Annotated in this window: 10 protein-coding genes; 1 reads left to right on the top strand and 9 read right to left on the bottom strand. The window is 64.2% G+C overall.

Annotated features, from left to right (window positions below; all coding sequences use genetic code 11):
• Positions 1-19 precede the first annotated feature (19 nt).
• A complete protein-coding gene (gene dnaE, locus VKM35_RS08220; protein ID WP_324320265.1) occupies positions 20-3,535 on the bottom strand; it encodes a DNA polymerase III subunit alpha in 3,516 nt (1,171 codons plus the stop codon).
• A gap of 267 nt (positions 3,536-3,802) precedes the next feature.
• Here dnaE and VKM35_RS08215 point away from each other — a divergent pair, with 267 nt between their 5' ends.
• On the top strand, positions 3,803-4,030 hold the full coding sequence (locus VKM35_RS08215) for a hypothetical protein (RefSeq protein WP_324320263.1): 228 nt from the start codon (positions 3,803-3,805) through the stop codon (positions 4,028-4,030).
• Here VKM35_RS08215 and VKM35_RS08210 read toward each other — a convergent pair.
• The 8 genes from VKM35_RS08210 to bamA all read right to left on the bottom strand — a co-directional run bounded on the left by VKM35_RS08210 (position 4,023) and on the right by bamA (position 12,239).
• On the bottom strand, positions 4,023-4,664 hold the full coding sequence (locus tag VKM35_RS08210) for a YkvA family protein (protein ID WP_324320261.1): 642 nt from the start codon (positions 4,662-4,664) through the stop codon (positions 4,023-4,025). The genes VKM35_RS08215 and VKM35_RS08210 overlap by 8 nt on opposite strands.
• A 232-nt stretch (positions 4,665-4,896) precedes the next feature.
• A complete protein-coding gene (locus VKM35_RS08205; protein ID WP_324320259.1) occupies positions 4,897-5,526 on the bottom strand; it encodes a YkvA family protein in 630 nt (209 codons plus the stop codon).
• Positions 5,527-5,695: 169 nt separating this feature from the next.
• A complete protein-coding gene (gene rnhB / locus VKM35_RS08200; protein WP_324320257.1) occupies positions 5,696-6,286 on the bottom strand; it encodes a ribonuclease HII in 591 nt (196 codons plus the stop codon).
• Positions 6,283-7,503 (bottom strand): lipid-A-disaccharide synthase, encoded by a 1,221-nt coding sequence (gene lpxB, locus VKM35_RS08195; protein WP_324320255.1) that lies wholly within the window; start codon positions 7,501-7,503, stop codon positions 6,283-6,285. Before lpxB ends, rnhB begins: the two co-directional genes overlap by 4 nt.
• 31 nt (positions 7,504-7,534) lie before the next feature.
• Entirely contained in the window at positions 7,535-8,305 is a 771-nt protein-coding gene (gene lpxA / locus VKM35_RS08190; RefSeq protein ID WP_324320253.1) for an acyl-ACP--UDP-N-acetylglucosamine O-acyltransferase, read from the bottom strand.
• 2 nt (positions 8,306-8,307) lie between these two features.
• Positions 8,308-8,775 (bottom strand): 3-hydroxyacyl-ACP dehydratase FabZ, encoded by a 468-nt coding sequence (gene fabZ / locus VKM35_RS08185; protein WP_324320251.1) that lies wholly within the window; start codon positions 8,773-8,775, stop codon positions 8,308-8,310.
• Positions 8,772-9,806, bottom strand: a complete 1,035-nt coding sequence (gene lpxD / locus VKM35_RS08180; RefSeq protein WP_324320248.1) for a UDP-3-O-(3-hydroxymyristoyl)glucosamine N-acyltransferase — start codon at positions 9,804-9,806, stop codon at positions 8,772-8,774. The genes fabZ and lpxD overlap by 4 nt, the downstream gene beginning before the upstream one ends.
• A 21-nt stretch (positions 9,807-9,827) precedes the next feature.
• A complete protein-coding gene (bamA, locus tag VKM35_RS08175) occupies positions 9,828-12,239 on the bottom strand; it encodes an outer membrane protein assembly factor BamA (protein ID WP_324320246.1) in 2,412 nt (803 codons plus the stop codon).
• Between the last annotated feature and the right edge of the window lie 12 nt (positions 12,240-12,251).

Genomic DNA, 12,251 nt, shown 5'->3' with positions numbered 1-12,251 from the left:
ACCGCTCACCGCTCACCGCTCACCGCTCACCGCTCCACGGCCGATGCAGCGCCAGGCTCACGCCACTCACGCCCGGCAAGGCGCGCAGCGCATTGATCAGCTCGGCATCGCTGCGCACCGAATTCGGGCCGTTGAGATCGATGATGCCGCGCGACTCCGGCGTCATCAGATCCAATCGCAGCGGTGTTCCGCCGGGGCGGAAACCGGTCAGCGTCTGCTGCAGTTTTTCCCAGGTGCCGGGCTTGCGCAGATCCACGGTCAGCGACAGGCGCCGGCCCTGCTGCGCGCACAGGCTGCGGAAGTCCCAGCACTGCCGCGCGCGCAGCGAGAAGCCGCCGTTGAATGCGTCTTCACGCAAACCGCCTTCGATGATGATGATGCGGTCGCGCGACAGCAGCGAGGCGTACTCGGAAAAACTGTCGGAGAAAAACGCGCACTCCAGCCGGCCGCGCGTGTCCTCGATCTGCACGAAGGCCTGGCTGTCGCCGCGACGGCGCACCTGCGTGACGAGGCCGGCGAGCACCACCTGCGCTTCGCCACGCCGGTCCTTCTTGTCGCTCCACAATTTCTCGATATCGCCCAAGGTGTAGCCGACCAGCGTGGCGAGTTCGTCTTTCCATGGATCGAGCGGATGGCCACTGAGGAAATGGCCAAGGGTCTCGCGTTCGCCGAGCAATTTCTGTTCCAGCGACCAGTCGCTGGTGGTCGGCAGGTCGAGCTTGATCTCGGGCAATTCGCTGCTACCGCCGAACAGCGACACTTGCCCGGCCTCGCGTTCGCGCGCGAGCTGCTCGGTGGCCTTGAGCACTTCCGGCAGTTGCAGCATCAGCGAGGCGCGATTGCAGCCGAGGCCATCGAGTGCGCCGGCCTGCACCATCGCCTCGAGCACGCGGCGATTGAGCTTGCTCGAATCCACACGCTGGCAGAAATCGAGCAGGTCGCGGAACACGCCATCGCGTTGGCGTGAATCGGCGATCGCTTCGCAGGCGCCACGACCGACGCCTTTGACCGCGCCGAGCCCGTAGCGGATCGTCTTCGCATCCAGCGCCTGGAACATGTAGCCCGAGGAGTTCACGTCTGGCGGCAACACCTTGAGGCCGATTGCGCGCGAGTCCTCGAGGAAGTTGACCACCTTGTCGGTGTTGTCCATGTCCGACGACAACGTCGCCGCCATGAATTCGGCCGGGTAATGCGCCTTCAGCCACGCGGTCTGGTAGGCGACCAGCGCGTAGGCGGCCGAGTGCGACTTGTTGAAACCGTAGTCGGCGAATTTTTCCATCAGGTCGAAAATCGACGAGGCGACTTTCGCATTGATGCCGTTGGTTTCGGCGCCGGCCTCGAACTTGACGCGTTCCTTGGCCATCTCCTCGGGTTTCTTCTTGCCCATCGCACGCCGCAACAGGTCGGCGCCGCCCAGCGAATAACCGGACAGCACCTGGGCGATCTGCATCACCTGTTCCTGGTAGACGATCACGCCGTAGGTCGGCTTGAGGATCGCTTCCAGGCTCGGATGCGGATAGCTGACTTCGGCGCGGCCGTGGCGGCGATTGATGAAGTCGTCGACCATGCCGGCGCCGAGCGGGCCGGGACGGAACAACGCGGCCAGCGCGATCAGGTCTTCGAAATACGCGGGTTCGAGTTTGCGGATGTAATCCTTCATGCCGCGCGATTCGAACTGGAAAACGGCGGTGGTCAATCCTTTCGACAGCAGTTGGTACGTCGGCTTGTCGTCCAGCGGCAGCGCGAGGATGTCGAGCGCTTCTTCGCCGGAAACCTTGCGGCGCACGTTGATCGCCTTCACCGCCCAGTCGATGATGGTCAGCGTACGCAGGCCGAGGAAGTCGAACTTGACCAGGCCGATCGCTTCGACGTCGTCCTTGTCGAATTGCGTCACCACCGATTTCGCGGTTTCGCCCTTGCCGACGTGTTCGGCGAACAGCGGCGAGAATTCGGTCAGCGGTTTTGGCGCGATCACCACGCCACCGGCATGCTTGCCGGCATTACGGGTGAGGTCTTCGAGCTTGCGTGCGAGGTCGATCAGGTCGCGGACGTCATCTTCGCTGTTGTAGCGCGCGATCAACTCGCTGGAGGAAAGATTGCTGTCCTTGCGCGCAGCATCGGATTCGCCCATCGCATCGTCGAGGCTCACGCCCAGCGTCATCGGGATGAGTTTGGCGACGCTGTCGACGAAACCGTACGGATAGCCGAGCACGCGGCCGCAGTCGCGCACCGCGGCCTTCGCCGCCATCGTGCCGTAGGTGATGATCTGGCTGACCTTGTCGCGACCGTATTTGCGCGCGACGTAATCGATCACCTCGTCGCGGCGATCCATGCAGAAGTCGATGTCGAAGTCGGGCATCGACACGCGTTCGGGATTTAGGAAGCGCTCGAACAGCAGGTCGTAGCGCATTGGGTCGAGATCGGTGATGCCCAGCGCCCAGGCGACCAGCGAGCCGGCGCCGGAGCCGCGGCCGGGGCCGACCGGGATGTCGTTGCGTTTTCCCCAGTTGATGAAGTCGGCGACGATCAGGAAGTAACCCGGGAAACCCATCGCGCTGATCACGCCGAGTTCGGTGTCCAGGCGCGCGTCGTAATCGCTGCGTTCGAACTTCGGCGCCAGCGGATTTTTTTCCAGACGCCCGGCGAGGCCACGCACGGCTTCGTCGCGGATCCAGGAATCGAGGGTGAAATTTTCCGGCACGGGAAAATCGGGCAGATAGTAGGTGCCCAGCGACAACTCCAGATTGCAGCGCTTGGCGAGTTCGACGGTGTTTTCCAGCGCTTCTGGCAGATCGGCGAACAGCGCAGCCATTTCCTCCGGCGATTTCAGGTATTGCTCGGCGCTGAATTCGCGCGGACGTTTCGGATCGTCGAGCACGCGGCCGGTGGCGATGCACACGCGCGCCTCGTGCGCGTCGAAATCGCTTTTGTCGAGGAAGCGCACATCGTTGCTGGCAAGCACGGGTAGACGCAATTGCGCGGCGAGCTCAAGCGCGGCGGCGTTGAAACTTTCCTCGCCGTCGCGACTGGTGCGGGTGAGTTCCAAGTACAGGCGGTCGCCGAACAGCGCCTGCCATTCGCGCAGCAGCGCCAGGGCCTGGTCGCGGCGACCTGCGGCGAGCAACTGGCCGACCGGGCTGTCGCGGCCGGCGATCGCGATCAGGCCGGCGTGTTCGTGGCGCAGCCAGTCGTTGCTGATCGCGACGAAATCACCGCGGTGGCCGTCGAGATATGCGCGCGTGATCAGGCGCGACAGACTCAGATAGCCGGTCTGGTTCTGACACAGCAAAGTGAGCCGCGCCGGCGGCTGGTTTTCTTCCGCCAACCAGACATCGGCGCCGGCAATCGGCTTGATGCCCGCACCCTCGGCCGCCTTGAAGAACTTCACCAGCGCGAACAGGTTGCTGGTGTCGGTGATGGCGACCGCCGGCGACCCAAGCTCGGCGCAGCGCTTGACGAGCTCCGCAATGCGGAGCGTCGAGTCGGTCAGCGAGAACTCGCTATGCGTGTGCAGGTGGACGAACGTGGGGGCCATGCGAGATGCCGGAAGCAGGCGACCAGCTTAGGCCGGGGGGTGGGGGCGGACAAGGCTTGACAGGTCCGCTCCGACCCCTGTCTTCCGCGCATCAATGCACCTGGAACATGTCGGCCTGGTGCGAGACGCCGAAGCCGTTCAGGCTGCGCCCACGCAGGTGCGCCAGCAGGCGGCGGTGGTCGATGTAGCTGGTGGCTTCAGGATTCAGCGCCAGCCATTCCGGGCGATCCCGGGCTGTGCGACTAGGCCCCCCTGCGTCCCTGGGAATTGAATCTCGGTCTGGGCGAACGCGCCAACCAGGTGGCGCTGCTGGCGCGCGGTCATCCCAAGCGTGAGTCCATCATCGCTGGTCTGGAATTGCAGTTGCTGCGCATGCGCCAGGGCGGCGTACACCTGTATTCGCGGGAGGCAAAAAAACGCCGGGGCGGACAGGCCCTGAATTCCTGTCCGCCCCGGAGTCTGGACGATCGGTGTCGCGATGTTTCGCTCAGCTGACGCGGAAGAAGCTCGGTAGCGGCGTCGGGCGAGAATAGCCGCGGCTGCGGATTTCTTCGCGCAGCAGGATTTCGTGGGCTTGTGCGAGGCAGTTGGTCTCCCAGGCGTTGCGCTGCTCACCGGCGTTGCCGCGGACCTTGTTTTCGCTGCGGAAGCGGCAGAAATCCAGATAGTCCTGCACTTCACCGGCAAACTCGCCCCAGCTCAGTTCGATCAGCAACGCATCGTCGAGGTGGCCGATCAGCGGCAGGTCGTCGGGGATCAGGTCGTCGAAGCGATTGATGTAGGCGAGCAGTTGCCGGCAGCGCGCGTTGAAATCCTGCGCCATTTCCCAGTGCGCGTCATGCAGCATGCGCCGGAGTGTTTCCACGCGCGCCATGCGCAGGTTGATGGTGGCGACTGCGGTTTCGGTCGGCAGCGTCTGCAGCCAGCGTACGAGGCTGGAGATCTGGTCGGCATTGACTGTCGGCGCCTGTGTGGTCAGCGCGCGCAACTCGCCGTTGAAATCATCCATCGCGTCGTCGTTGATCGCGATGTCGCCGATGCGCTGGCGGCGCGATTGCGCGTAGATCGCCGGCAAGGTCAATGGATACGGTTCGTGACGGGTGTTGTGGAAAAGCGCTGAGCTGTTCATGGTCTGCCTCGGTGTCGGGTCCTGTGCCCCTGTCTTCACTAATGATGCGAGCGAAGTATCAAAGGTTGCAGACATCGATGCGCGGGCCTTTGGTCGCAATGACCTATGGGCTAGGACAAAGCGATCGGATCAAGGCACTACACTGCGCGCGATTCAGGCAGACGATGAGGGCGCCGCCGGAATCCCGGCGACGCGTCCTGGCAGTTTCGCCATCGTAGCGATGACGAAACGATCAACGCACATGCAGGCCGGAGTCCGGCGCGCCGTAGTCGATGTAATGCTGCTCGTGCACTCGATGCAGTTGTTCCCACAACGCGCCTTCTTCGAGTCGTGCGCTCAACCACAATTGCTGGTTCGCCCGTGCCTGCGGATGTGCGTCGGCGTCGGTGCGGAAGCGGCAGAAATCGCGATAATCGTCGAGATCCTCAGCGAGCATCGGCCATACGAGCTCGACGAGCAGCGCATCGTCGAGACGCCCCAGCGTCGGAATCGAGTCGGGGATGAAATCGCTTTCATTCGCGACATAGGCGAGCAGGCGATCGATGCGCAGCGATTGCGCGGGATCGAGATTCCAGTCGGGATCGCGGCGCATGGTTTCGAGTTCGGCGAGGCGGCCCAAGCGAGCCTGCAGCAGCAGGCTGCGCTCGGGTTCGGGTTGTTCGTACAGCCAGCGCGCGATGCTCGCGAAGGCATCGACGTCGACATGCGGTGCGTCGGCATGCAGTTCGTGCAGCAACTGGTTGAAGCCTTCGATCGCTTCTGGGGAAAGATCGATCGGACCGGCGAGGTGCCGGCGGTGCACGGCGCGCGCGGCGGGCAGGGGTAATGCTGAATTGGCGGGAGTGGGGGCAGGATGGCGCATGGCAGCCTCGCTGCCGGCCGCAGGAAGGGGCTGCGTGGGCTGGTCGGCGGGGGCCGTCCGCAGCCGCATCTTTCGGGGATGCAACTCTTTAACTACGCCCACGCTTCGATGCTGTCAAATGCCATCAGTGGGAGCTTTCGCCAACAGTCATCGTGATGCCGCGGCGACGTCAGCAGGCGACGAAAAGAAGTCGCTCGCGTACTGGCGCGAAGCTGCGGCGATGTTCGGCACAGGGACCAAGGGCGTCGAGCCGCGCGACATGTTCGGCGGTCGGATAACCCTTGTGGCGATCGAACCCGTAGCCGGGAAATTGTTCGTGCAAGCGCTGCATGTAACGGTCGCGCGCGACTTTTGCGAGGATCGACGCGGCCATGATCGCCGGTTCGCGGGCGTCGCCCTTCACCAGCGCTTCGGCCGTGCAGGGCAGGCCGGGCGGAATCTTGTTGCCGTCGATCAGCGCGTGCGTCGCGGCGATCGACAACGCGGCGACCGCGCGCCGCATGCCGACCATGGTCGCGTGGAAAATGTTGAGGCGATCGATTTCTTCGGCACTGACGAATTCGATATGCCAGGCAAGCGCGTCGCGTTGGATCAGCGGGAACAATTGCTCGCGCCGGGGTTCGCTGAGTTTCTTGGAATCGCCGAGGCCGTCGATGCGTCGTGCCGGATGCAGGATCACCGCGGCCACCACCACCGGCCCCGCCAGCGGCCCGCGTCCGGCTTCATCGACGCCGGCGATGCGGTCGCTGCTGTGGTTCATCGCGGCGAGGTCAGCAATTCGACGATCGCATCCGCCGCGCGCTTATTGGCATCCTGGCGCAGCTTTTCGTGGATCGCGTGATAGCGCGACTGCAACCCCGAGATCGCTTCCGCATCCTCGAACCACGGCAACAAGGCGACAGCGAGTTTCTCCGGCGTGCAGTCCTGCTGCATCAATTCCGGAACGATCGGTTCGTTCGCGAGCACATTGGGCAGGCTGTAGCGATCGACGCGCATCAGTCCCAGGCGCATCACCAGGTGATAGGTCAGGGCCGAGATGCGATAGCCAACGACCATCGGCCGTTTCGCGAGCAAGGCTTCGAGCGCGGCAGTGCCGGAGGCGAGCAGCACGACGTCACTGGCGATCATCGCGGCGTGCGCATCGCCATCGAGAATGTGGATGCTGGCGTCGGGACTGGGGAAACGCAGGTCCGGACGCTGGCTCAGCATTTCTATTTCAGCGCGGCACTCGCCATTCGCCGCCGGGATCAGCACCTGCAATCCGGGCAACTCTTTTGCGAGCAGCGCGGCCGCGCCGAGAAAATCCGGAAGCAGGCGACGGATCTCGCCGAGGCGCGAACCGGGCAGCAACGCGAGCACGCGTCCTTCCTGTGTCAGGCCCAGATGCGTGCGGGCGGCTGGACGGTCGGGATCGAGCGCGAACTGGTCGGCGAGCGGATGGCCAACGAAACGTGCATCGACGCCGTAACGCTGGTAGATCGGCGGCTCCATCGGAAACAGACAGAGCACGCGATCGGCGCTGACGCCGATCTTTTTCGCGCGGCCCTCGCGCCAGGCCCAGACCGAGGGGCTGACGTAATGCACGGTACGGATGCCGGCCTGCTTGAGTTGTTTCTCCAGACCGAGATTGAAGTCGGGGGCATCGATGCCGACGAAGACATCGGGCCGCCATTGCAGCAGGCGTTGCCGCAGACCGCGACGCAGACGCAGCAGGCGCGGAAGATGCCTGAGCACTTCGACCAGGCCCATCACCGCGAGCTCGCCACAGTCGTGCCAGCAATCCAGGCCGGCTGCGCGCATTTTCGCGCCGCCGACGCCGGCGAATTCCGCTTCCGGAAAACGTGCGCGCAGTTCGCTCAGCAATCCGGCGCCGAGCAGATCGCCGGAAGCCTCACCGGCAACGAGGGCAATGCGCAGCGGCGCTCGCTGGCTGGTGATGCCAGGGGTCGAAGGTTGCCCGGAAGCAACCCCGCTCACCGCTCACCGCTCACGATTCACCACGCACGATTCACCTCAGCACGCCGCGCTGGCTGGACTCGATGAACTCCAGCATCCGGCGCACGTCTTCCGAGGTCTGCGCGCTCTCGGCGAGCTCCTGGCGGGCTTCGGCCATGGGTTTGCCGGACATGTACATGGTGCGGTACGCGCGCTTGATCGAGGCAATGCGCTCGGCATCGAAGCCGCGGCGCTTGAGGCCTTCGGCATTGATGCCGCGCGGCTCGGCGTATTTGTCGGCGACCAGCACGAACGGCGGCACGTCGGCGTTGATCAGGCTGCCCATGCCGACGAAGGCGTGCGCGCCGATCTTGCAGAACTGGTGGATGCCGACGAAACCGCCGAGGATCACCCAGTCTTCCACCACCGCGTGGCCAGCGAGCGTGGCGTTGTTGGCGAAGATGGTGTGGTTGCCGACCTGACAGTCGTGCGCGATGTGCACGTAGGCCATGATCCAGTTGTCGTCGCCGATGCGGGTGACGCCGCCGCCATCGCCGGTGCCGCGGCTGAAGGTGGTGAATTCGAAGATGGTGTTGCGGTCGCCGATCAGCAGTTCCGTGCGTTCGCCGGCGAATTTCTTGTCCTGTGGCGCGCCGCCGAGCGCAGCGTGGGAGTGGATGTGGTTGTCGCGGCCGATGCGCGTCGGGCCTTCGATCACGCAATGCGAGCCGATGCGGGTGCCGTCGCCGATTTCGACATCGGCACCGATGATCGTGAATGCGCCGACGCTGACGCCGGCACCCAGACGCGCGCCGGGATCGATGCTTGCGCTGGCGTGGATCATGCTCAGGCCTTGCCTTCGGCGCAGAGGATATCGGCGCTGGCGACTTCCTTGCCGTCAACGCGCGCGACGCATTCGTACATCGCCATGTTGCGGATCACGCGCTTGATGCGCACGTCGAGTTCGAGGCGATCGCCAGGCACGACCATCTTGGAGAAGCGCGCGTTGTCGACCTTGACCAGATAAAAAAGCTTGTCCTGCTTGCTGGCGCCATCACCGACCAGCGACAGCTGCGTCAGCAGGCCGCCGGCCTGGGCCAGCGCCTCGACCACCAGCACGCCCGGCATCACCGGATGGCCGGGGAAATGGCCTTGGAAGAACGGCTCGTTCACGCTGACGTTCTTGATCGCGAGGATGCGCTGGTTGGGCTCGAGCTCGAGCACGCGGTCGACCAGCAGGAAGGGGTAGCGATGCGGCAGCAGCGCCTGGATGCGGGTCACATCCACGGGCAGCGTGACGGTGGCGGAGGTCATTCTTTGTCCTTGGCCTGGAACGGGGCGCTGGGTTTGAGGTTGGCGATTTTACGCGCCAGCTCGTCGAGATGCTTGAAACGGGCGGCATTGCGCCGCCAGTCGCGGCTGGGCTGGATCGGCGTGCCCGAGGAATACTCGCCCGGCGTGACGATCGAATGCGTGACCAGGCTCATCGCGGTAACCATCACCCGGTCGCAGATCTCGATGTGGCCGACGATGCCGGCGCCGCCGCCGATCAGGCAGTAGCGGCCGATCCGCGCCGAGCCCGCGACTGCAACGCAGCCCGCCATCGCGGTATGCGCGCCGATGCGGACGTTGTGGCCGACCTGGATCTGGTTGTCGAGGCGCACGTCTTCTTCCAGCACGGTGTCATCGAGCGCGCCGCGGTCGATGCAGGTATTCGCGCCGATCTCGCAGTCATCGCCAATGACCACGCCGCCCAGCTGCGGCACCTTGATCCAGTGTCCGGCATCCATCGCCAGGCCGAAGCCGTCGGCACCGATCACCGCGCCGGGGTGGATGCGCACGCGCTTGCCCAGGCGCACCCGCGTGACCAGAGTGACGCGGGCGATGAGTTCGCTGTCGGCGCCGATGACGCAGTCATCGCCAATCACGCAGCCGGCACCGATGCTTGCGCCTGCTTCGATTCGCGTGCGTGCGCCGATGCTGACGAAAGGCCCGATGCTCGCCGCCGGCGAGATCACGGCGTTGGCGGCGATCACCGCGCTGACGTGGATGCCGGCTTCGGCAGTCGTGATGGGTTCGAACAACGCGGCGATCTTCGCGAACGCGACGTAGGGATCCTTCGCGATCAGACAGGGCATCGGGCAGTGCGCCGCATCGGCTTCCGCGACGACCACGGCGCTGGCGCGGCTGTCGGCCAGGTGCTTGCGATAAAGAGGATTCGCGAGAAAGGCGAGCTGGCCTTGCTGCGCGCCTTCGAGGGTCGCGACGGCACGGATCTCGGGATCCGCACCGCCGGAAAACCGCAGCGAGAAGCGCTCGGCGAGTTGCGAGAGGCGATAGGTCATATCCCCTCCCGCGGGCTGCAGTTACTGCTGGCCGAAGGTGAACTGCAGGTGCTCGATCTGATCGCCCGGCTCCTTGCGGATCGGCAGCGCATAGCTGATCGAGATCGGGCCCATCGGCGACTGCCACTGCAGTGCGACACCGCCGGTCACGCGGAATTTGCTCAGCGAGAATTTGTCGTTGTGGTCGAACACGTCACCGTAATCGACGAACGCCGACAGACGCGCGCCCGGGCTGTCGAACAGACGCGGGAAGTAGAACTCGAACGTGCCGGTCGCCTTCGTCGGGCCGCCCAGCGGTTGCGGCTGGCCGTAGTACTGGGTGAATGCAGTATCCAGCGGACCCAGCGTGTTGGCGGTGAAGCCACGCACCGAACCCGGGCCGCCGGCATAGAAGTTCTTGAAGAAGGGCAGGCCGGCGCTGCCGGTATGGCCATAGCTGTTGCCGTAGCCGAGGCTCACGCCGGTCTTGAGGATCAGATAGCGATTGAGCGGACGGTAGTTTTCAAAATCGTAAGCCAGGCGGTAATAAGTAAGGTCACTGCCCGGAAGCGCGACTTCGGCGGAAATGCTGTGCAAGGTGCCGCGGGTCGGGAACAGGAAGTTGTTGCGGGTATCGACCGTATAGCCGCCCTTGAGCGTCCAGGCGTTGACCACCCATTGACGGTTCGGACCCGGCACGAGCACCGGCGGAGTCAGCGGATCGCCGTCGGTATCGAAGTAGTAGCTCGTGAAGCGTGCGCGATCGCCGAGGGTGTCGACGAGGTATTGCGATACCGACAGCGGCGTGGTGCCGTCGGACGTGGTGATCTTGTTGCGGTAGATACCGATCGCCGTGCTGAAGCTGGTGTTCTCCGACAGCGGGATGCCGAACACGGCTTCACCGGAGGCATTGCCGGCGGAATAACGCGCGGTCGAACTGGTCGACTGGTCGTAATCGCTGTAGTTGACGTTGTAGCCGACGCTGACGCCGTCATCGGTGAAATACGGGTCGGTGTAGGAGAAGTTGAGGCTGGTCGAATAGCTGTTCTTCGACAGGCCGACGCCGAAGCGGTTGCCGGTGCCGAGGAAGTTGCTCTGCTGCAGCGAAACGCTGGTGACGATGCCGCCCAACTGCGAGTAGCCGACGCCGAAAACGAAGCTGCCGGCGTTGCGTTCCTTGACCGTGATGACCACGTCGACCTGGTCTTTCTTGCCCGCGACATCCGGAGTTTCGATATCGACGGTTTCGAAGAAGCCCAGGCGTTGCAGGCGCACCTTCGAGCGGTCGATCGCCGCCTGCGAATACCAGGTCGCCTCGAACTGGCGCATTTCGCGGCGCAGCACTTCGTCAGCGGTCTGGACGTTGCCCTTGAACAGGATGCGGCGCACCTTGACGCGCGGGCCCGGGTCGATCACGAAATTGATCGCAACGGTGTGGTCGGCGCGGTTGACGTCGGGAACCGGATTCACCTGCGCGTGCGCATAGCCGATGTTGGCCAGGATGGTGGATATCGAGTCCGACGTCAGCTCGAGCAGGGCGCGGGAGAAGTTCTGCCCCGGGCGCACCACGAGCATCTTCTGCACCTGCTCGAGCGGCAGGATGGTATCGCCGGAAACCTTGACCTCGGAGATCTTGTAGATCTCGCCTTCGGTCACGTTGGCGGTGATGTACATGTCCTGCTTGCTCGGACTGATCGCGATCTGCGTGGACTCGACGTTGAAATCGACGTAGCCGCGATCGAGATAGAAGTTCGAGAGTTTTTCCAGGTCGCCGGAAAGTTTTTCGCGCGAGTACTGGTCGTCCTTGCGATAGAACGACAGCCAGTTGCTGGTGCCCGACTCCCAATCGCCGCGAATGGCCGAGTCGGGGTAGGCGCTGTTGCCGACGATGTTGATGTCGCGGATCTTGGCCGGCTTGCCTTCGACGATCTTGATGTCGAGGTCGATGCGGTTGCGGTCGAGCTCGGTCACCGCCGGCGAGATGGTGACGCTGTACTTGCCGCGGTTGTTGTACTGGCGGGTCAGTTCCTGGGTGACGCGATCGAGGTTGAGCGGGTTGTAGGTCTCGCCCTCGCTCAGGCCGATGCCCTTGAGGCCCTTGGTCAGCTCATCGGTCTTGAGCTCCTTGTTGCCCTCGATCTTGATGCTGTTGATCGCCGGCCGCTCGACCACCGTGACCACCAGGATGTCGCCTTGGCGCTCAAGCCGTACATCGCTGAAGAAACCGGTGCGGAACAGCGCACGGATCGCCTCGTTGGAGCGGTTGCGGTCGATGACATCGCCTTTTTCCACCGGCAGGTAGGTGAACACCGTGCCCGAGGAGATGCGTTGCAGGCCGTCGACACGGATGTCCGAAACCGTGAAGGCCTCGAAATTCTGAGCTAAGGCCGGACCCGAGAGGGCGACGGCGAGGGCGAGACTCAAGAGGCGGCGGCGTGCGGTGGGGCGCGTCATCATCAATCCAGA

Origin of the sequence: Arenimonas sp., assembly GCF_035312645.1 — a bacterium.
In the GTDB taxonomy this organism is placed as follows: Bacteria; Pseudomonadota; Gammaproteobacteria; order Xanthomonadales; family Xanthomonadaceae; genus Arenimonas.
This window is presented reverse-complemented; position numbering and strand designations above follow the sequence as displayed.